3 protein-coding genes are annotated in these 23,486 nt (G+C 53.5%); all 3 read right to left on the reverse strand.

The genetic code is table 11. The annotated features are described in order from the left end of the window. Nucleotides 1–101: 101 nt before the first annotated feature. Nucleotides 102–22,109 (reverse strand): LamG-like jellyroll fold domain-containing protein, encoded by a 22,008-nt coding sequence (locus OO713_RS05965; protein ID WP_264785247.1) that lies wholly within the window; start codon nucleotides 22,107–22,109, stop codon nucleotides 102–104. A 173-nt stretch (nucleotides 22,110–22,282) separates the two neighbouring features. After that, nucleotides 22,283–22,666, reverse strand: a complete 384-nt coding sequence (gene rplL / locus OO713_RS05970) for a 50S ribosomal protein L7/L12 (protein WP_264785248.1) — start codon at nucleotides 22,664–22,666, stop codon at nucleotides 22,283–22,285. 28 nt (nucleotides 22,667–22,694) lie between these two features. Beyond that, nucleotides 22,695–23,207, reverse strand: coding sequence for a 50S ribosomal protein L10 (gene rplJ, locus OO713_RS05975; RefSeq protein WP_264785249.1), 513 nt, complete (start codon nucleotides 23,205–23,207; stop codon nucleotides 22,695–22,697). Between the last annotated feature and the right edge of the window lie 279 nt (nucleotides 23,208–23,486).

Genomic DNA, 23,486 nt, shown 5'->3' on the forward strand with positions numbered 1-23,486 from the left:
AGCTTCAGATTAGCCTTGCAAGCTGACAGGGAAAAATGGCGTATTCGGATAACCGAACATTTTCAGAGGTCACTTTTGAAACTCACTTCAAAAATGTTCCGCTATGGACGATCTCCCCTATTTCTCGAGAGTAACCACAGGCTTGCACCCGCAATCAAGAGAGCGATCAGTAACCACCACAGCATCAAAGTTGGCTCGGCTCTGCCTGCGGGGAGTGCGACTTCAGATTGCGTCTCATCACCGGGCTCGACCTCGGGCTCGGAACCATCACCGTCAGCCGAGTCGCCACCAGGATTATCCGACCCTGAACCAGAATCATTGCCCGAGTCCTCAGGGCGATTGTTACCAGAATCACTGCTGTCCGAACCGCCATTTGAGGATCCGTTATCCGAGGAACCGTTGCCATCGTTTGGTACCTCTGGTGATTCGGTGTTACCGGTCTCAGGTGATTCGGTTTGATCGGTATCTGGGCTGTCGGTGGACGGGCTTTCAGTAATGGGGCTCTCGGTGAGCGAACCTGTAATTACCGTGATGGCGTCGATGACTGTCACCTTGCCGAATTCGGAGAAGTGCTCAATGTTGTAGGTGCCAGGCTGCGTACCAAGTGGAACCCTGAAACGTAGTTCGGTAGCACTTACCGCAGTGAAGTCAACCTTTACGCCGCCAAGTCTCAGCTCGTTGATTGCGTTCAGCTTGGTACCACCAACCTCGACGACCTGCCCTGGGCGAACCAGCTTTGGAATGAAGTTCTGCATGGCTGGCAGGCGAACCAAAAGCTCTGTACCTGAGTTCAACGAAACCGCAGGTGGGGTCGGGGTGGTGTGCTGAGCAGATGCAATTGCTCCGAATCCTGCAGCGCTCCTAGCCCTGACCTCAATCCGGTAGAGAGTTGAGTCCGTCAGCGGTGAAATCTCACACATGCGAATTTGGATGTTGGCACAGATCACCTGGCCGTTTGCCCTCACCTCGTAGTCATCGATGGGGAAACCACCATCGAAGTTTGGAGCACCCCAACTTGCGATGATCTTGGTCGGGTCGGTGGTATCAAGGGTCAACTGTGTTGGAGCTTCCGGGGTTGACAGGCCAAGCTTCACACCCATCGCCGTGTTGATGGTTTGCGAGGTTGAGTGCTCATCGGTGACGGTCACGACGCGAATCTCGTAACCCACCAGGTTCGATGCGGTTGCAACCTGTGACTGAGAAGAGGCGAGACGGATAAAGCCCATTGGACCCTGGTTCACAGCACCGAAAACAACGACTCTCGATCTCACCTGGAAGGCGTTTACAAACACCGGCTGAACTTGGTTGACGATTTGGCTAATCGTGCCTGAAGAACTCATGGAGGTGACGTCAACTGCAGTTGTGGTGGCGCTTTGAGTTGTCACAGCTTGGGTTGGAGTCTGCGGTGGGGTTGAACCCTGAGGCCAGACGTAAACGTCATAGCGCAGGAAGTTACCCGAAACTGCAGCGGGTGGGGTCCACTCCATGACCAGGTTTGCACCTGATATGCCAGCCTGCAGCTGTGTGACTGAAATCTCTGCGTTGGTCGGAGTTAGTGCAGCCGTCGCGCTTGAGTAGCGACCGATACCAGCCGCAGTTATCGCAGCAACACGAGCGGTGTAATTGCGACCATTTGGAATACCTACCATGGTACAGCTCAATGGTGCACTCGTGCTACAAGCTGAGTTCACATAGCGATCGCCCGATGCAACATCCGTCACCTCAAGTCGGTAGCCGATGATGCTCGAACCACCCGTGTAGCTAGGTTGGGTGAATCCAACCGTGAACCACTGGTTACCAACCGCTGCGGATAGAAGTGCAGGCGAAGATGCCTGGTCTGGGGTCACTTTGAAGAAACGGGTGACTGGGGCAGCCGCTGCATAGCGACCATCACCCGGCTGAGAAGCAACGACGGAGCAGTCACCAGCTGAGGTCAGAGTTAGTAGACCATCGGTCGTCACGGTACACGCAGTCACGCCAGCAGATACGGTGTAGCGAACCGGTAGACCAGATGAGGCTTGGGCAGTGAGCCTTGAGGTTGGAGTTCCGTAGACCATGTCATCTGGCTGCGGGAAGCTAATCACCTGGTTGAGCTGACCGACAGTCAAGATCAACTTCGCAGTCGCAGCCGCGAATTGCGCGTTACCGGCTTGGGTCGCTGTGATCTCACAGGTGCCGGTTCCCAGCATGGTTACCGTGCTCTGAGAGAGGCTACATATCGCGGGCGAGTAACTGGTTTGCGCCGATGCCTGCACCTCAAGCCCACGGGTGATAGCGAAGCTAACACTCAGTCCTGAAGAAGCCGACGCGGCTAGCTGGTAGCTCTGTCCCGGGAGCAACATACCTGGAACAGCGGAGGTGAAGGTAACAACCTGGACCTGCTTAGAGAAGGTAAAGATTGCTACTGGGCTTGATGCAGTGTTGTAGTTCGTTGACGCATTCTTTTGAGCGCCAACCTCACACCAGCCATTTGTCGTTGCTCGAAGCTTGTTGCCATCAACAATCGAACAGGTGGCAGTTCCGACTCCGGAGGAAACCTGGTAGCTGACTGTTCCAGGACCTGAGCCACCAATTGTGAATAGCTCTAAATCGCCAACCGAGGTCTCGCGCGAGTTACCGATCGTTAGTGCAGCCTGAGCGATCTTGCGAACCGTGATGCGCTGACCCGCAGATAACGCTGGCTCGAAGTTCTGATCTCCATCTTGGATTACACGAACGGTACAGCTGGCGGTGGTGTCCTCAGTGGCATCGCCAAACATCATCAACTGGTTACCAAATGCCCTACAGGTTCCGGAGGCAAAGTATTCAGGTGTTGCGGTTGAGGATCCACCTGAATGTGTCAGGGTCAGCACCTGACCATAGTCAACAAAGTTAGGGCTGGTCATCAGAAGCGTGGTCTGAGTCGCCTTCAGAATCACCAGGTTCACATCAAGCACGTTCTGCTTGTAATAGGTGCCGTCGGCAACGGAAACCCTGATCACACAGGTGCCAGCTTCAACAATGGTTGCAACTCCGGTCGATCCGTTGACCGTGCAGTACTGAGTGGTGGTTGAAGTGAAGACGAGTGGATTCTCGGTTGAGTCAGTGACCGCGACCGTCGGCGCGACCGTTGCACTCAAACTGAAGTTCACGGTTGGGTAGCTGACCTGAATGGCAGCAGTCTTGAATAGTCGCAAAGCTGTGCTATCGACTACCTCATAACTTGAGCCAACCGAATACTTGAGTGTGTAGGCGACACCTGGTGAACCGGTCAGTGCAAGAGAGCTGAAGTTGGCTTCACCGGCGTTAGCCGTCACGCTTGCAGAACCAGATACCGCTCCCCCGGAACCTGAAGCGATGGTCGCAGTCACAACCGTTGAGTTGTCATAGATCGCCTTGTTGCCGTAGCGGTCGTATAGGTAAATCCTTGGCTGGGTCGTAAATGCAGCACCCTGCTGTCCAACCTGGTTTGGTGAGCGGTTCACTCTGAGCTCACTGGCATCAGTGTGACGAACCTGCAAGTTATACGGGGTATTGATCGAGAAACTGCCCTGACCGGTAGTTGCGGTGAAGGTCAGCTGTTGCGAAACACTTGGCGGTGCAACCAGGATCAGGCTGGAGAATGTGACGTAGCCATTGACAATCTGGCTTGTAGTTCCAGATTCAATGTAGCCGCCGCCGGTAACTGTCACGGTGACGCTGTCCGAGCTTGACACGGCTAGGTTGCCATCAAAGTCCAACACCTTCAACACCGCTGGGGTTGGCATCAGCTCTCCAGTTTTATCGACTTGAGGGAGCTGCACCCAAACAAAACTGTCTGCACCCGCGCTGGTGACCCGAACCACATTCGAATTGGTCGTGATGGCCCCACTTGCGAACCTGAAGACATAGTCGGCATTCACCAATCCTGTGAACTTCAAACCTGAGAAGGTAGCCAAACCGTTTTGAACGGTTACTGTGGTTGAACCAGAAATTTGTGCGGCACTGCCACCTGGTCTATTCGGACCAGAGAACACCGACACGGAAACCTGAGAGGCGTTGTCGGTGTCAGTGACGTTGCCAAAGCGGTCGAGGATCTCAACCGAAGGTTGGTTCGCCAGCAACTGACCCGTGATAGCACCAACCGGCTGGGTCACAATTCGAAGGCTGTAGGCCGAGGTGTGGGTGAGCGTAACCGGGTTTGATGTAGTGCTGGTCAGGGCTCCCGAGTTGAAGGTGAGTGAGTAGTGCTGGTTTGCCTCACCTTCGATACGCAGGCTGACGAAGGTCGCAACTCCACCGGAAACTTGTGCGGAAATAGATGGGATGGTGTTGTCAGAACCATCAACCAATCGTGAGCCATTTTGTGCTTCAACCCAAACGCTGCCGACAAAGTCAGAGACTGTGTTGCCGTATTGGTCTTGAACCACAACCTTTGGCTGGGTACCCAGTAGTTCAGCAGTCACGGCGTTAGCGCTCGGCTGCTGAATCACAGCCAGCTGGTGGGGATCGTTGAAGGTAACGGAGATCTCGTTTGATGCCACTGAGGTAACCGCTTGGGAAGCAGAGTTTTGGTAGCCGTCGAGTGTGAAGGTAAGTCTTTGGTTCTCACCCGGAAGCGCGACGATAGTCAAGTTGGAGAAGGTTGCAACTCCGCCAACCAAACTCGCCTGCCCGTTTGCAGCGATTGAACCTGCGCCCTGGGTGATAGTGGCCGAGATGGTTTGACCGGTGATAGTCGTGGTCGGGTTGCCATCAAAGTCGCGGACGGTTACGACAGGCGACAGGCTCAATGAGTTTCCAGTCTTATTGCCACCCTGGGGCTGACGTTCGATAGTGATGTATTCGGCGAGTGCGTGAGTAACCCAAACAGCCGTGGGTTGGGTGAGCGCTGTCGAGTTACCGGTGAACTTGTAGGTGAGTTGGTAGCTGGTTTCTGGCAGCACAATCATTGCAAGGTTAGAGAAGGTTGCCACACCAGCCACAGCAGAAACGGTATAGCCCTTCAGATAGTCGCGAGCGCCGCGCACTGTGCTTGATAGTGAAACCGTAATCGTGTGGTTTGAGTTCAGAACTCGGTTACCCCAGTCATCGTGCACCTCGATCACCGGCTGGACCTTGAGCGCTTCTCCGGTCATAGAGCGAACCGAGTTTGAGTCCGTTGCCGAAGCTGCCCTGGAGATGAACAGCTGTCGAGCCTGTCCGTAGGTGATCACTATGCCGCTTTGACTTGCGGGAATCAGCGCCTCTTGGTCATCCTTGAAAACCAACTTATAGGTGTTACCCGTTGAGCCAGCAAGGCCCATGTCAAAGGTTGCGACACCCGAAGCATCAGTCTGAGCTTCATTGTTGCCAGCAACGCTGACACCTCCAGTGCCGGAAGCAACCTCTGGGACAGCAAGGATTGTGATTCGTGCATCATCAAATACTGTGTTACCGAAACCGTCGACAACCTTGACCTTTGGTTGCGTTAGGAAGTCGAGACCGGCAGGGCCACCAACGGCATCCTGAATCTGAACAATCTTGTGAGCTACGTTGTGCTTCAAGGTCAGCTGTGCCGATGGCGATGAGGTAATGCCGTTGTAGCTGAATTCGAGTCGATAGATCTCAGCCGACTGAGTTGGGGTTGCAACCTTACCGATCAGCCCCAAATCGGTGAACTGAGCAATACCAGCGCTAACGCTCACAGATGCAGTTGTTACCTGACCATCAACACCAGATGCAATTGCCGCAGTGACTGAGCCCGAATTCACCGTGGTGACGACGTTGCCATCGAAGTCAACCAACTTGACTCTTGGCTGGTTTGTTAGTGCGTTTCCGGTTCGAGTTTGAGTAACGCCAGCACCAGTGCCAGGCTGCTCGACTATCTCAACTCGATCGACAGGACCCGGCAATACCGTGATTGCCGATGAGCTGACATCGCTGAGTCCAGTGCTCTCAAACTGCAGTGAGTAACCCTGGTTCGGTGTGGCGATAAAAGTCAGACCGGTGAAATCCACCACACCAGCGGATGCGGTGAATACCTGGTTGGACGTGGTGACCAGAGAACCTAGGCGATAGAGCTTGGCGGTGACCTGAGTTGCGTTATCGAGGGTGACCAAGTTTCCAAACTCGTCATAAAGACGAACTATCGGCGCAGGTGAAATAGCGGCCCTGGTTTGAATATCTGCAGCCGTCCAATCAAGCACCATGTAGTCGGCAAGACCAGGGGTCAGGTTCACGCTCTCTGAGGTAGAGATGGTTTGAGACTGGTAGGTAATCGCGTAGTTCAGGGTTACCGCGCCCGAGATTGATCCAGAGAGCTGGGCCGACGTGAAGCTGGCAATGCCGTTCACAGCAGTGGACTGAGTTTGACCGGTCAGGTCAGCACCGGTGGCAGTCAAGGTAACCACGGCGTTGCTGCTGCTTACTCGGTTGCCAGCGGAGTCCCGAATCTCAATCACTGGCTGGGTAGCAAAGTTAACTCCGGCACGAACAGCACTTGGGTGCGTGGTTGCAACCACCTGGGTTGGAATACCGTGCAGGACCTCGATGGTGTGAGAAATCGATGCGAAGTAGTTGGCATTGGTGTCAGTGTTGGCCTTGAACCTGATGGTGTAATTACCGACCGTTGCCCTGAGCATGAGGTTCTGGAAGGTGCCTACTCCAGAAACTCCATCAACACTGACCCCAGTGAACGACTGTGGCGCTGGGGTGGACGTCACTTCAGCTACGAAGCTGACGGTGCCGGTATCGACCAAGTTGCCGAATCTATCCAGTGCCTTCAGCTGCGGATATGCCGAACCCTGACCGGCTATCACTGCATCGTTAGCCACCGAAGCTGCAGGCAGTGTGGTCCACTGCAAGGCATTTGGTGCAGCGTGAGTGATGACAAATGTTGTGCTGGTACTGGCGTTTAGGTTTGGCAAAGACGAGCCGGGGCCTGAGGCAAATTGTATGAACCTTGAACCTGCTGATTCGAAGGTCAAACCGTTGAAGACCACCAAACCGTTTTGAGCAGTGAACTCAGCTGAGGTGGAAATCAGTGCAGAGTTGGTAGCGCTCTTTAGATTTGCAACCAGGGTCGCAGAGGCGGTGACTCTTGTTACTCGGTTGTAGTAGTCGTCAATAATCTCGGCGCTCACCGACTGAGCAAACAACTCACCGGCAACTACATTCTGCGGACCCTGAACAACACTGATACCTGTTGCATTGCCCGGCTCGAGTGTGACTGCAGAACTTATTGAAATGCTCGGTTGATCAGTGAAACTGAAGTCGAGGTTGTAGCTTCCGGCCACACCCGATAGTCGAAGCGCAGAGAACTCACCAATACCTGCTGATAGCGAGATGGCCCTTGTTCCGGTGAGAGTCACGCCCTGCTTGGTCTGGGCATCCCAGACCGCGCCCGAATAGCTGACCTCGACGGTTGCAGTTGCCTGGTTCGAGGTTGAGACTCGGTTGCCTTCTGGGTCGCGCAGTTCGACAATCGGCTGAGTTCCAAAGTCCACACCTGAAAGTGCGTCGGAAACTGAGGTGGTAACTACGAGCTGCGAAGCAGCTCCGTGGTTGAGTGTGATGACTTGAGAAGCCGAGATAACTCCGGATGAAGATGTGCCCTCAGCCTCATATATAAGTGTGTGAGATCCGGCAGTTCCTCGAAGCACAAGGTTGGATGCGAAGGTCGCAACACCGGTTTGAGCAGAGGCAGTGACCGAACCAGAAATGGAGACAGTTGCGACCTTGATTCGGATGTCCATGCCTGGGGTCGGAACCGTGTTACCCGAGACGTCTTCCACGGTCACAATAGGCGCGGTCCCGAAGACCACTCTGTTACTAAATCCATCCGCAGCCTGGGTCAACTCCAGACGGTAAGGGTTTCCAGGCTCCAGTTCAATAGCTCCGGAAACAGAAATCTGTGACGGCAGCTGGATGGTTGCGCTCAAGGTCTTGGTGCCAACAAGGCCTGTGAGCACGACATTGCTGAAGGTAGCAACACCTGCAGACGCAGAGACGGCAGTGGTTCCGGAGCTGACAGCACCCAAAGAACTGAGTTGAACGGTTTGGGTTGATTGCCCGCCGGAAGTTACCAAGTTTCCATCAGCGTCAAAAATCTTCACCACAACTGCATCTGCGCCAAGTGAAATGTGGTTTTTTGCAGCCGCGGGTTTTGTCAGGGTTAGGTAGTCCGCTGCACCGTGTGCGACCGTCACCGAGACGGTTGCCCCGGTTAGGCCGGTCGAGGTGAAACCAAGGTCGTAGGTTCCAATGCTTCCCGCTAGCGATAGTCCAGTGAAGTTAATCTGACCCGAGCTTGCATAACGAGTTTCAGTGCCAGAGAGTGCAATGCCCGAGATGGTCGCCTGAATCTGAGCTGAGCTGTCCGTAACTGTGTTTCCCGCACTGTCGAGAACCGAGAGCACTATGTCAGTAATTGTGGTTCGGTTGGCAACCGAGACTGCCGTCGCGCTTGCGGATAGGCGCACTGGCTCTCCAAATGTGAGGGCAAAGTTCTGCGACTCGACAAACGTGATGCTTGCTCCAGCAGAGTTACTAGTAGCTGAGAAGCGCAGTCGCTTGGTACCAGCAGAACCTTCAACCGCGAGGTCCGGTAGCTCAATGAAGGAATCACCAAGAATGTTGGACGCGGTGGATCCCGTGATGGCATTAGCCGAACCAGACACGATGGTGGTCGAGACGGTAGTCACTGAGTCAACAACTGGGTTATTGAACTGGTCCTGGACCTGCAGGCGGACGGCAGGGCTGAAGGTCATTTTGGAACGAATGCTGGATGCTACGTTTTGAACAACAACCAACTTGCTTGCTTGGGCGTTGCTGATGACGAAGGTATCCGAAAGCGCGGCGTCGAGACCCGACGCGGTTGCTTTGATCTTGTAGCTTCCGACCTTGTCGATTCTGAGCTCTGCCCCGGTGAGGCTTATGAATGTTCCACCAGCGTTTATTGTCGACGTCTTGACTGACTTGGACACATAGGCGGTGTCGCTTGAAGAGACTGCCTGAACTATGACCGTGATGTTGCTTTGCGCAGTTGCAATGTTGCCCAAACCATCCTCAAGACGGATGTACATTACAGAGCTCTGGTTATCACCGGCCTTCTTGTTGACCGGCTGCCCTGAGGAGATCACCAATTCGGATGCGCTACCTGCCGTTACATTGAAGTTGGTTGTGAACCAAGACACAAAACCGGTCACGGTGAAGTTGAGACGCTGATTTGGATTGGCTTTTTCCAGCGCTAGATTGTCAAATGTTGCAACGCCCGAGCTGAGTGATACCGATTTGGTTCCAAATACCGCGCCCTCAGCAGCATTTGTGATTGTGATGGACTTAGATGAAGTTGGACCGGTAGTTACTCGGTTACCTCTTGAGTCAATAACTTCGACAACCAATGCTGAAAGCGTCGCTCCAGCAATTCCACTTGTTGGCTGCGAGATAACTCTGAGGTTAGTAGCAACGCCGTGAGTAAGTTCGATCTCTTGGCTCACGCTCGCAACTGCAGAACTACTGGCTCCTTCGATGGAGTAGCTAATCGAGTAGCTACCTACGGTTCCAGAAATAGATAGCGCCGTGAAGGTAGCAATACCTGTCGAGGTATCCACAGCAACAGTTGTTCCTGACAGTGATGCCGCAGGGCTAAGGGCCGCGACAACATTGTGGGCTACACCCGTCACGATGTTGTTGGAACTATCTCGAAGCTTCAAAATCGGTTGAGTGGTGAGAGCAATTCCGCTGGCTGCTCCAGCACCCTGAGTTTCCAAGGTCAACTTGGTGGCATCGCCAAATCCGAGAGTGATGGTCTCGTTGTCAGAGAGTTGAGAAGGCAGATAGATGCGGCCTGTGAGGGTGTGGCTTCCGATTGTTCCCTGAAGTGCAACTCCGGAGAAGGTAGCAATACCGCCACTGGCAGAGATTGCTGTGGTACCAGTCAAGGTGCCAGGGCTCACGATTAGCTCAATTGTCTGGTCAGACTCCTCACCAGAGGTAACAAGGTTGCCATCAGCATCCAGAATCTTCACCACTGGTTGAGTAGCTAAGTTCTGAGCGTTCTTGGCCGTTGCTGAGACCGTTAGGTCCACAAAGGCTGCGACACCGTGAGTCAATGTAATTGAGGTTGTCGCCGAAGCCAGTCCTGTTGCGGTGAAGCTAATGGTGTATCCGCCAACGGTTCCAGAAATCGAAAGCGAACTGAAGTTGGCGATACCAGACGAGGCATATACGGATGTGGTGCCATTCAGCGATGCGCCAGTCAGAGAAGCAACCACATTGGTATTTGCATCGCCAACTAAGTTGCCCGCAGAGTCAAGCACGTTGACGGACAGTTGATTGAGTGTTGCTCGGTTGGCAACCGAAATAGCTGTCGGGCTGACGGTCAACCTTGAGGCCTCTCCAAAAGTAACAGCAAAGACCTGGCTTGAAACCGAAACATTTGTGTAGATAGTGGTGACGGCAAACTTCAGGCGCAGATTCGATGCCAAGGCCTCAACTGCGAGATCCGGGAATTCGATAATTGAACTTCCGCTCACCATTGCAACGCTGGTGCCAACAAGAGAAATTGCAGAACCAGATATCACGGTCGCGCTGATCGACAAATCCTTGTTCAGAACTGGGTTGTTATAAGCATCCAGAGCTTCGAGTCGGACCACCGGACTGAAAGTCATTCCGGAGCGAACTGAAGAAGGCATGTCCTGCAAGATCCGCAGCTTGGCGGTTGCGCCGTTTGTGATTACGAATGTGTTGCTTAGTGCCTCTTGCAATCCCGCAGTCACTGCTTTGTATTTGTAGCTACCAACTGCGGTAACCCTGACCGTCTCTACGGACAGCGAAACTGATGATGCCTGCGGAGAGATTGTCACTGTTGAGCTGGCCAAGACTTGCGAGGAGTCAGTGCTAGATACTCTCTGAACTTGAATTGACACAGAAGCTGACTGTGATGTCAGGTTGCCCCACTCGTCTTTCAGATCTATTCGCTGCGGGTTCTGGTCTTCACCGGCAATCTTGTTTGCAGCTGTGGTCGCCCATACAAGTTGGTATGGCAAACCAGCGGTCAAGGTTAGGGCTTGTGAAGTTGAGAGCGCAGTGAGTCCGGCGGGAGCGGTAACTCGGTAGCTCAAGGTTCTAGTTGTCGCCGTGTTCGCATAGGCCAAGTCGCTATAGGTGGCAAAGCCAGCTTCAATTGGAACCGTTGTGGTACCAGACAGGGTCGGTGAGATCATCGTCGCCGATACCGAAGCCGCACCAGGCACCACGTTGTCATCGGCATCACGGAGACTGAGTCGAGGCTGAGTTGTAAATGCGATGCCGGCTCTAGCTCCCGCTGCTGCGGTATCAAGTGCCAGCCTTGTTGCAGCACCCGGGGTCAAGGTCACCGTGTGAGAGACCGAAGCAACTCCGACTGATGAATAGCTGAAATCAAGTCGGAAAGTGCCAACTGTTCCGCGCAGCGCAAGGTTAGAGAATGTCGAGACTGCTGCAACATTTGAACCGGTCGCAACCGGTGAGTTTGTAGTGCCGATCAACGATGCACCCGAACCAGAACCGATAACCGCGGATATAGTTCCGGTTCGGTTTAGTGACTGGTTTCCGTAGGCATCGAGAAGTCGAACCACTACTTGGCTAAGAGTGCTGCGGTTCGCTTGAGTCTGCGCGTCACTGGATATTGCTAGCTGAGTCGGGGCACCGGGGGTCAGAGTGATCAGAGTGCCCGAAGAAGTAACAGTCCTGGTTTCACTTGTGAGCGCGGTGTAGGTGACCGCGAAAGAGACGGTCACAGTATCCGAGGTAGACGCAGCTATGACTAGGGAATTGAAGGTGGCAACACCAGAGTCGTTTGCCTTGACCTTGTCGCCCGAAACTATGGTTGCGGTCGTGCCAGATACGCTGGCCGACACTGTGATGTTCTTGTGATCGCCTGCTGTGATTGCGTTGCCATAGGCGTCTTTGACGGTGACAGTGAAGTGCAGGCCGGTCTGCCCGACTACTGAAGATGCGGTATTTGCAACGACAACGAGCTGTCCTGGTTCACCCGCCATTACGTTGTAGTCGACGGAGCGAGTCTGAAGAGTTGTGTTGTCAACGGTTGCTGAAACAGTGAAGGCGTAGACGCCGACACCGGTTGTGACCTTTAGGTCACTGAATGAGATAAGTCCACCAACTCTGGTTGTGGTGCTCAGGCCGGTTAAGGTTCCCGAACCTGAAGCCACGGTTGCGGTTACGGAATAGCTGTATGCGAGTCGGTTGTTAGCATCCAGCACCTTGGAGTAGGTATCCGTAATGGCAAACCTAGGCGGTGGGTTGAATGCAACTGCCAAGAACTCGTTAGCTTCCTCCGTGGTTGGGCTATTGGTTTGAGAGATTGCGGTTCCAACACCAAAAACTGGAGAAACACCGTCAACTGCAAGCGGTGAGTAAGAGACTGCAGAGGAGTAGGTAACCATGCTCGATGCAGAGATTGCGACAGCTCCAGACACCGAGTTGGAGCCTGGAAGGTTTACTCCGCCACCGGCGTCAATGGCAAGGTTTTGTGCTGTGAGTATCGAACCCGTTGAAGTAACAGAACCTGGCGTAGAAAGTCGAACGGATGTCACCTGAGACGCAGCAACCGAGACGTTTTGGGTCACAAAGATGTCACCTGTTGTAGCTGAACCGAAGCGCAACCTTGGGGTTTCAATGAACGAGAGCTCTGACTGAACAAGACCTAGTCGATTTGATGCATTTGTTCCCAGGTCAATCGGCCGATTGAGAGTTTGAGGCCTGATAGTCACGCTTCCATCTCTAGAACTTAGCGATGCGCCGATTGCAATGTCATCGGAGTTCACAACTACCCCCGCACTCGATGTGACCGACCCAGCCTGGTTGAAGTTTCCTGCGAAGACTGTCGTGGTTCCTGAGATGCTGACCGGGTGGCTGGCGTGAATTGTGACTGTTGAGCTATTTCCGGATTTTGCGATGACTAGGTTTCCAACGCGAGGATCTAGACCTCGAGTCGTCAGTTCGGATCGGAATGATGTGGTTAGGGGCTCTAGTGTCAATGTGCCCGAGGTTGAGACGATTACCTTTCGAACATCAGAGACGCCGTCAGAAAAATCAATCGAGTTTGATCGAAGCACGATCTGGGCGGAGCTGGTGGTAATCGGCGAGTTCGAAACCGGAGAAGCTCCCAAGTAGACGCGGTCACTTGCATTCCAAGTTGCATCACTGTTGTCACCTGCAGTATCTCCGAGAGATATTCCAGCATGGGTCGGTGCAGTTGCCGAGAGAGTGGACTCTATTGTGATGCGTCCATCGCGCGACAAAATCTCTGAGTACTGCAAGTGGATAGGAGCACCCATTCCGTCGTTGCGAACTCCGTTATTGGTTCCTCCAACGGCAGAGATATTGACCTCCCCACCGACCCCAGTTGCAGCAACTCGGAAGCCAGGAGCGTATCCGCTTGAAGCAACAGGTAGTTCAGCGTTCAGAGCTGAACTAAATTGCCCCGAGCCATTGGAACTATTGACATTGATGGTGATCGCATCAGTGTTGGTTGCCGAGGAGATCCACTGATCGGATCCCCCTTGAACGTAACTCCATTGATTGGTTGTGTCATAAGCCGCGAACCAAGCGTAGTTATAGTCACCACTCGTTAGAGGTCGCAGCGTTGCCCAAACGGCTATTCGCCCACTTCCCGCATTCGTGACACCCTGTGCTGAGAACATGCCGTATCGGTCAGCTGCATTGCCGCCACCGCTGGCTGCGATGAAAACATCTCCACCGGAAGTGACGAAGCTTCTGCCCGTCTGAAGTTCTACGCCTGCTCGGTTTTGGGTGTTGCTCGTGTCAACGGCGTAGCCGTCCGGGTAGCCGTCATTCGCGCTTCTACCTGATATCCCAGACCCAGCTCCGCCATCATCCAAGCCTCCAGCAATGGTGAGCTTGCCACCGCGAGTTTGAATCGTGTTGGATGCCCCAAAGCGAATGGAACCAGCGCCATTGTTGTCAGTGTCAGACCAGAAGGTGACGTCGCCATTTTGGGTACTGAAGTCGACGCTTGCAGAGGTGAGAATGTTCCCTCTTGACTTGAGGGTGATGGATGCTGAGGTTGAGGAAGAAGTCAAATCCTGTTGAATTTCAATAGACCCGCCGTGAACTAGCACAGGGCCGTTGATGCTGAAAGCCTTGTTGATGGTCCACGTTCCCGTCTCGGTTGACCTTCCAAGAGTCAGAGCCGACAATCCGGAGTGCGCTGTTACCTGCCCCAATGATGTTGGAACTGTGACAAATGCGCTTGCACTTGATTGCACCGTCACCCTTGCCGAGCCGGTCCAGGTGGTGGAGTCAAACTGAGGAGTGTCATCCTGAATGAGCAACTCGCTCCCTGCTTGGAGTGTTGTCGTGGCCGTCCAAACTCTGGATGATCCCTTTCCGAGAAGCGAGACTGCACCGTTGGTAGAACGAATTACTGACCCGTTGGCACCGCTGTACCAAATTTGTTGGTCATGCGAATCCGCAGCGCTTGAATTCACCTCACCCGAGATAGTGATGTCTCCATCGGTAGACGTGATGGTCGCGGGCCACAGGAACACCCCGCGCTTTTCGTCCTTGTTCCCAGTTACTGCCCTTCCGTCACCTATGAGCTCGATGTCGCCCGTGGTTGTGGTGATAATCGCACCGTAGGTGAGAATTCCAGAGTGCTCCTCGTCGATGGCTCCACCTATGGGCTGATCGGCGAGGCGGCCATAAACGCGAATGTTTCCAGAGGTTGCCGAGATCTGCGCATCTGAAAGGTAGGCACCAACTCCGTCGTCAGGATCGTTGTCTGGCCCCTGAGAACCTCGAATCGTTATATTTCCTGTTCCTGAGTTAAGTGTGGATCCCAGGTCTAGCGATACACCTAAGTACTGAGTTGACTCTGAAGTTCCAATCGCATAGCTCGTTAGAGGGCTTGATCCGCCTGAAATGAGGATGTCACCGCCGTTGCTTCTGAAGTTGGCGGAGTTGATCAGGACACCACCCTCAACTGCATCATTAGCGCGCGATTGAATCCATATGTTCCCGCCCTGGGTCGTGATGTCCTCATAGAGTCGCAGGTCAGCCCTTGCGACCAATGAGACTGTTGACCCTGCGCTCAGGTCGCCAGCCTCCGCACCATCGCCCACAATAATGTTTCCCGCGTAGATTTTGATTTCGCCGCTAAGCGATTGATTGTTTCTGATGTAGAGGTCGCGATTGATGTCGCCTGCCAGAGGCGGCTTTCCGATGGTCAGGCTTCTTGGGCCTACCAATGTTTGCTTGAAAATCTGGTATCCGTTACCCCAAAGATCAGCAAAGTAGTTATTGGTGTAAGGCAGGAACTTAACATCACCCGAGAGACGATAGTTAGACGTATCTGCGCTAAATCCAAAGTTGTCCGAGATAAAGGTGATGTTCGCACTCGAGGTTGGGACGTAAGCATTACCCGCGACACTTCCAAAATTACGATTTTTTTCAGAGGTTGCGAGGTCCAGAGAAGTGATCTTTCCGCCGCCATCTACGGTTATATCGCCTGCCGCCGAAAGAAGATTTATCCTTCGAAGGTACATGCTGTATGCGCCAGCACCTGTCTGGCGAGCTATTAGCTCGACACCTCCACCAGTGGTAGCAGCCGAAGCAACCGTAATTAAATTGGATCCTCCTGATCCATAAAGTCGCAATCCCTCGTGGGTGGCTCCAGCAGAGACGCCAGAAATTCGAACCGCGGGTGAGCTGGAGGCATGAGAAACGATGGTTATAAAGTCGTTGAAGTTAGTGTCAAGGTCATAGTCAATAAAAGCGAAACCTCTACCATCCGCAGTAGTTTCACCCGTTAGATCTATCGAACCCGTACCGCTAAATATCTCTGTTACCGGGTAGGCGAGCAAACCGTAGCTCGAATTGCTTCGGCCTCGCATGACTATGTCTCCGCCACCCGAATAGATCTCCAAGTGGGGAAGTAGAAAGATTGCCCAGGTTGCGCCTGAACGCCCGCGTGCATAACCGTCTGGTCGCCCATCTAGATTGGAGTCAGCTCCACCTGCAATGAAGATGTCTCCGCCACCGGAGACGGCAGTTTTGTCTTCGACTCCGTTTGCAGTATTTAGCTTGGCGTACCATCCGATCTTTACGTCACCAGCACCGTTGCTGTCTGCATCTGACCAAATGGTGAGGTCTCCGCGATTGGTTTGAAGCCTGGAGATACCAGTTTCCAGAGTGTTGCTGCTACCGTCCGTGACCTCAATAAAGTCAGCCGCTTTTAGGGTTACACCAGACCCGACTCCCGTTGTCATCAAGTCGTATCCAGAGTCGAGGTCAATGCTTCGTCCAAAGACTCGGAGTGCGCCATTGGAGGTTACTGAGTTGTAAAGGATTATGTCGTGAACGGCGGTCGCGTAACCAGAATCGACTCCCAGGGTAAAGCTGCCAGCGTTAACCAGTGGCCACCAATTGATGTTGGCTCCGAAGTTAGATCCAAAAGGCAAAACCGCCACCGCGCCAGAAGTACTAAACGCAGCTGACCTTTGGTTTCCAATCACACCGTTGGCGATTACGTTTATGCCGGCCACGGAGCTGGATACGCTCGTGCCAGCGCGTTCGCCCCAGTGCTGGGTGAAGTTTTCATTTGTAAAACTAACGACAGCGTTCGAGCTAAATGTAACCGCTCCAGTCTTCGACAAGACGTTCACAGCAGCTAACCAAGTTCCGGTGTTGGTGGAAGTTGAACCCAAGTTTGAGGTAATTGACACTCCACCGCCAGCATCGGCCAGCGACTGAATCGTTGTCGGGTTGCTGGAATTCTTCGTGTAAATGCGAACAGCCTGGGTTCCGGTACCGCTAATCCTGGCTGAAATTGAAATTGCAGGCGTCGATGTTGCTTGGGAGGAAAAGAGCGCTCCGGCCTCGGTTTCTTGATCAGTGAAGAATTCAAAAGCTTCTACGTCTCCACTGCCAGTTACTGCAGCCTCAACCAAGATTTGACCGACACCAGTTACGAATTCACCTTGGCTCTGGAAGTTGAAGGCCGAATGACCTCCTGCGACCTTTTTACTTGCGCGAACCACCCAATCTCCACCTCCGGTGAAGATGTCAACGAACTTTCCGAGACCGACCGCGAGGTCAGTGTTAGTTGCAGATTGGCTCCTCTGGCCCGTATCCCAAGCTTGTCCTGCAGGGCGGCCGGATCCATCGTCTGCTCCGCCAGCCATGATGATATCGCCGCCGCCGGTCAAGGGACCGTATGAGTAAACGCCGTTGGCAGAGTTGATGCGGGTGTTGTGAGCAATCCAAATCAGACCCTGCTGGTTGGCGTCAGAATCCGCCCAGAAAATTATGTCGCCGTTATTGGTCTGGATAGTGCTGAAGCTAGCATCGGTACCTTGCACATTCGTAGTGGTGTTGTTGACAACGTCAATCCAACCTCTTGCCTTCAAGGTGATTGGGCTGTTGGCGCCCGAAGCATAGAGGTCCGCCCCCACATCGACCGTCACGGCGAATGCCGACACGGTGATGGGATCAACACTGTTCAAGTCTCTGGCGATCTTGAAATTCTTCGATGATGTGTTGACGGCAAGGTAGTTTCCAATTTCAACAGAAGAGGCAAAAACATCAAAATTCAAAGTTGAATCGGCTTCGAAATTAACGTTTGCTGGCGTAACCCGAACTCTTCCTGAGGTTGAAATCAGCGATGAGGCATTTGCCGTGGTGTCCAGCAAGGCACTCGTGCTGATGTTAATGTCTGCACTCGAGGTTGGAACGCTTGAGCCGCTCTTGGATCCAATCCATCTAGCATCGGCAGTTGCCCAGTTGAGATAACCGTTTGAGAAAATGTTTATGTCGCCTGCTGCAGACAGCAAGTTAGTGACGTCGGTCAATAGCATGCCCGATGTGTTGGTTGCCCCAGTGATCGCGGAAATTGAAATTCCAACATCTACCTGGCCGGTAGAGACCATGGTTAGGTTCTGGGTGTCTGTCTGCTCAAATGCCTCATTGGATGTGGCACTGGTTTGGGTATAAATCTCGATGGCTGGAGAGACGGTGGCAGCCGACTCCCAGCTTCCGCCCTGGTTTCGGTACCCGTTCTGGGCATTCTGTGACACAGCATTCAGGTAGATCTTGCCGGTGCCGGAGTTGACGATAGAGCTCGAATTGTGATGGAAGGCGTCATAACTAGCATTTGACTTGACTCGGATGGCGATGTCTCCGCCACCGGACCAAATCTGAGAGTTGCTCTGGAATACAAGCGCGTACTCAGTCGTCGAATTCATGGCAACGGCTCCAAGAGGATGCCCTCCGGAATCCACTCCGGTGTTTCCATAGCTGCCGCCAATCGTTATGCGGCCGCCGCCAGACTGGCCAGATGTGACTCTGCCATTTGCTGAATTGAGGACCACATACGAGCCCAGGTAGATCTTGCCAACACCTGAATTGTCAGCATCCGACCAAAGGATTATGTCGCCGTTGTTCGTCTGGATAAGCGACCTTGCGATTGAGCTAGTTCCATTGTTGAAATTTATGGAATCCGACGCCTTGAGCAGGATTCGAGCCGAAACCGAGCTCAAGACGATGCCTGCGTCATTAGAAAATGCGACCTGATTACCCAAAAGCGTCAATGACCCTATGGTTCCGGAAACAGAAGCCTGGACGGAAATTAGACCGCTAGTTGAGACGACTGTATTGGATGCTGATAAATATGTCGATAGATCTGAGGCCTTTATTGTCGCCGTCCCAGAGGTGCTCGAGATGAACTCCCCAAGTGCAAAGGCTCCAGTTGTAGGTCCTGCCGATGTGATGTCGATAGCCGAAGGAGTAAACCCGACAGTTAGGTCCAGCGTGGTTCCGACGAACGCATCAGATGTGAAGGTGAGTGTCACCACTCCCGTTGCAGCCGAAGAGAGCCCGAGTCCAGCAAAGTCGTAAACGCCGTTTACGGGTGTTACGGAGTGAGACTGAGTTAGGAGCACGCCGTTCAACGTGAGTACGTTAGACGATGCAGTGACCGTCACACTTGCAGTCGAGCTGGAGGTGACGCCAACTGCACTAAAGGCCTGCAGTCTGATTGAATCCTTGAGCATGGAGCCCGCTCGCACAACGGCCGGAGATCGCGTAACTTGCAAGTAATCGCCATAGGAAAGAATGACGACACCTGCTGCGCCATCTCCTCCTCGAGTCTCCGAGTCTGTCCCATAGCCGTAGTTGGTTGCACCACCAGATCCAGTCGTTTGCGGACGGTCGGTATTGGATACGTCGGTCCACGAACGGAAAGTTGCTTGCTTAGAAAAGACTTCCTGGGCTCCCGAGAGATTGAAGGTTCGTCTCTGGACTGGCAACGCAGAACCAAGTGAACCAGTGCCGGCGCCGAGCGAGTTCGGAGCCGAGAGGCCCTGATAGCCAAGGAACGTCCTGCCACCGAAAACTATTCCAGATGCAGAGTAGGCTCCTCCCGCTCCAGAGGTTCGTGCTACATCGCCCTTCGCACCTCCTCCGTTTCCACCGACCAAATAGGTTGATCCACCTCGTCCTGGATTTGCAGCTGATGCGGCACTAACACCCTGGCCACCACCTCCGCCGCCAACCAGAAGTGGGCCGATGGTCGAGTCGCCACCGTCGCCACCGACACAGGTGGAGCATGAGCCGCGCCCTCCCATGCCAACTTGGATTGCAACGGTCGACGATAGGGTCAAATTGTCGGTGTAAAAAATCGCACCAGAGCCACCACCACCACCTGTGGTGTTTGCAGCAGAGTCTCCACCACCGCCGCCGCCAGCAACTATGAGTGCCTTATACCGGGTTGACACTGCAGGCGGCGTCCAACCTCCAGCGCTTGTGAGGTACGACCTCATGAATCGCAAAACGGTTTGCGATCCGTGTGCGACCGATGTTTGAACGATTCCTGACGAGGTTAGGTCTGTCTCAGCGTAACTTCCTGAGACGGCCTGATTGTAAATGAGAGTATTTCCATTGCCAGACCGGTCCATCAAGGCAGTGCTGGAAAATTCGTTGAAATCGTAATGAGCTCGAAGAGTTGGTGAGGTTATTCCCGCGGTGGAATATCCATACATTGACGCTTGAACTTGGGCCGCACTGAGGGCTCCATTCCAGACCTTAACCTGATCAATCTCCCCTGGGAACTCCTGGTTGGTATTTTGGCGAGTGCCTCCGAGTGTGAAATATGTTCCTGCAGCACTAGTTCGGGCTAGTGATCCAGTCCAGGCTAGGTTGCCATCGATAAAGAGCGATGAGTTGCCTGACGCTGGCATCGCCCATGCAACGTGCGTCCAGACACCACTCCTGATTGATACGTCAATTGTCTTTGCTTCATTTGGGCTAGTTAGGTGAAAAGCGAGTCCATCGAACCAAATTGAGTAGCGGGAAGTAGAGGAATCCGTGTCATCCATCTGCGAGAACAGTCCAGTCCAGCCCGTACTTGAGCTCAAGCCCTCCGGTTTGACCCAAGCTTCAAAAGTCCAAGTGCCGTTTGTTGCGGTTGGAATGATTGCGGTCGAGTTCGTATACGCGTAGTTGAATGCCAAGCCAGTTTTCTTCCAGGCGTTGTCATTACTGGGCTGGTAACTGAAGATTATGATTCCAGATCCGCCACTTCCACCGTCAGTTCTCTGGAAAATTCCGTTATCGGCACTGTTGGTGCTAAACGCATTACACGCAGAGCCACCACCACCACCACCACCGGTGTTAGCAGCTCCCTCTTGACCAGCCGAAGCTCCATTTCTGGCCGAACCATCATGATTCAGTTTGTAGTTGTTTCCCCGGCCACCGCCCCCAGCACCACCCGCGGATCCCCACGCGCTGTTTCCTTGGTTGACTGTGTCATATCCAGTTCCGCCACCTCCTCCGCCGCCAAATGCTCTGGCAGAGTCAGCTCCAATAGAAGAACTTGGGCCATCAGAACCCGCAGTAGCCGCGCGCCCTGTGTTCGGTCGGCAAAAGTCATCCGCCTGTCCACCCGGCCCACCGCTGAATCCAACGCCACCTCGGCCCCCTGAGCCACCCGGTGAAGAGAGTGCCCCGAAGCCTCCGCCGCCCGTACCACCCTGAGCCAAATAATCCATACCTGCGCCGAGAACCGAGGATGATTCTCCCGTTGTTGCGTTGAATGGGCGAAGCCATGATCCAGCCCTGCCACCCTGCCCAACTTGAACCGCTACTGATCCCCCAGGAGTCACTGACTGGCTGACGCTGGCACGCATTTCACCACCACCACCACCAGAGCCATTATCTGGTCCTCCACCACCACCAGCACCAATCACCAGTACTTGAAGCTGTCTTACACCTTGTGGAACAAGCCAGCCCCCTGAGCCGGGAAGGTAGGTTCGGGGGAAGGTTACAGCTGTGCCACCGCCAGCTAGAGCCCTCACCTGCTTAACGTCGGAGTAGACAATTTGTGTTGCAGCTAAATCAACCGCGCCGACTCGATCAAAGACCGTAGTGCCTGTTCCTTCGTTGAAATCCCAGTAAACTCCGGTGCCTGTGCTGGGTGCTTGCCGGGAATGCATGTCAGAAGCGACAGAAGAGCTGCGGTCTGACTGCCAAACCTTGACTTCATCGACTTGGCCGCTAAACAGCCAGTTTTGATTAGTAGTGCCTCGAGCCCAGCTGCCAATTGCAAAGTACTTGTTGGCTTGATTAACACCTGAGTCTGTTCGGGAACCTCTTGAATGAACGAGCGCTCCGTCGACGTAGAACAACGTATTAGTGGCTGTCATGACCAAGGAAACGTGGGTCCATCGATTTGGAAGCACCGCGACTCCAGTGTTTACTTGGACGTCCCATGCAGTTCCTGTGCCAACCCAATATCTCCAGGTCCCACTAACGTTCTGGATTGCGAACTTATGTTCCATGTTCACGAGTATTTGCTCTACAGCGGTTTGAGCTCCGGCGCCTGGGTTCACCCAGAGTTGAACACTGTAGGGATTGGTGCCAGTCGGTTGGAGAATGTTTCCCGCCGACGATAAACCAAGAATTGTGCCGTTACTTGTACCTGACAGGTTGGCGGCAAAGTCCACATCCGAATTCCAGCCAAGATCTTGATTAGCTTTCGCGCCGGACAGAGCTAGGAGAGTAAGGCATGCTGATGCTAAAACTGCTCCTAATGCAAGCCCAAGCTTGCGCAACCAACCGGTTGCGCTTCGCACAAGCTTCAGCTCTCTCATCAATCCCTCGTTTTTGGGTATGCCAAGGCACACCGTTTAGGCCCTTCAACCCTAGATAGGGGACCTGAGAGGGTGGACCGAAATCTTCGGTATACCGAAGCTAAAAAAGACTCACTTAACAAGAAAATCCCCTGGGTTTTGAACCCAGGGGATTGATTCTTTTTTAGAAGTTATTACTTCAGGGTTACCTTGGCGCCGGCAGCCTCAAGCTTTGCCTTTGCGTCCTCAGCAACGTCCTTCTTAGCACCCTCTAGAACAGCCTTTGGAGCGCCGTCTACTAGAGCCTTTGCCTCACCGAGGCCTAGGTTGGTGATGCCACGAACCTCCTTGATGACCTGGATCTTCTGGTCACCAGCGGACTCAAGGATTACGTCGAAGGAGTCCTTCTCCTCTGCAGCCTCAGCTGCACCGCCAGCGGCGGCAACTGCAACTGCTGCAACTGGAGCTGCAGCGGTAACCTCGAATACCTCTTCGAACTTCTTAACGAACTCAGAAAGCTCGATCAGGGTTAGCTCCTTGAATGCCTCAATGAGCTGGTCGGCAGTTAGCTTTGCCATTTGTATCTCCTAAGTGGTTTACGTCTTGTTAGTTGGACTCTTGCTTTTGACGCAGCGCGTCGACAACACGAACTGCCTGTGAAGGTAGTGCGTTGAAGGTGTAAGCAGCCTTGAACAGCGATGCCTTGATTGCGCCAGCGGCCTTGGCCAGTAGCACCTCACGGGTCTCGAGGTCAGCAAGCTTCTTCACATCTGCTTCGGATAGAGCGATGCCATCCATGACACCGGTCTTCACCACTAGCAGTGGGTTTGCCTTTGCAAAGTCCTTCAGTGCCTTTGCTACTGCAACGGCGTCGCCGTGCACAAATGCCAAAGCAGATGGGCCAAATAGTTGGCCGTCAAATGCGGTGACACCTGCGTTCTTTGCAGCAAGGGTTAGAAGGGTGTTCTTTGCAACAACGTAGGTTGCGTCATTAGCCATTGAGCGACGCAGCTCCTTGAGCTGAGTCACAGTGAGTCCGCGGTATTCAGTAAGCAGTACTGCGCTTGAGCTCTGGAACTTCTCCGTTAGCTCAGCGACAGTGGCTTTCTTGTCTGCCATGGCACTCCTTTTGTTGGTGCCGGCAAGAGAAAACAAAAATGCCCCGGCGCAAGCGCGCACGGAGCAAAACTCAAAAGAGTATCTCTTTACACACCTGCGCTGGCAGTCACTTTCGTGAACCCTTAGTCGAGGTGGTAGAACCTAGATTGCTCTTAGTTTTCCCAAACCCCGATACCGGCGGTCTTTGGCTTCCCAAAGCTTATTTGTTGCAGGGCTAATCCCGCAAGTTATTTCTTCCAAAAAGACAACCCCCGGCTCATATAGGCCGGGGGTTAACTT

Source organism: Aquiluna sp. KACHI24 (assembly GCF_025997915.1).
In the GTDB taxonomy this organism is placed as follows: Bacteria; Actinomycetota; Actinomycetes; order Actinomycetales; family Microbacteriaceae; genus Aquiluna.

Coding starts and splice junctions, on each gene's coding strand:
- rplL (WP_264785248.1), bottom strand. CDS start 22,666: ATGGCAAAGCTAACTGCCGACCAGCTCATTGAGGCATTCAAGGAGCTA.
- OO713_RS05965 (WP_264785247.1), bottom strand. CDS start 22,109: ATGAGAGAGCTGAAGCTTGTGCGAAGCGCAACCGGTTGGTTGCGCAAG.
- rplJ (WP_264785249.1), bottom strand. CDS start 23,207: ATGGCAGACAAGAAAGCCACTGTCGCTGAGCTAACGGAGAAGTTCCAG.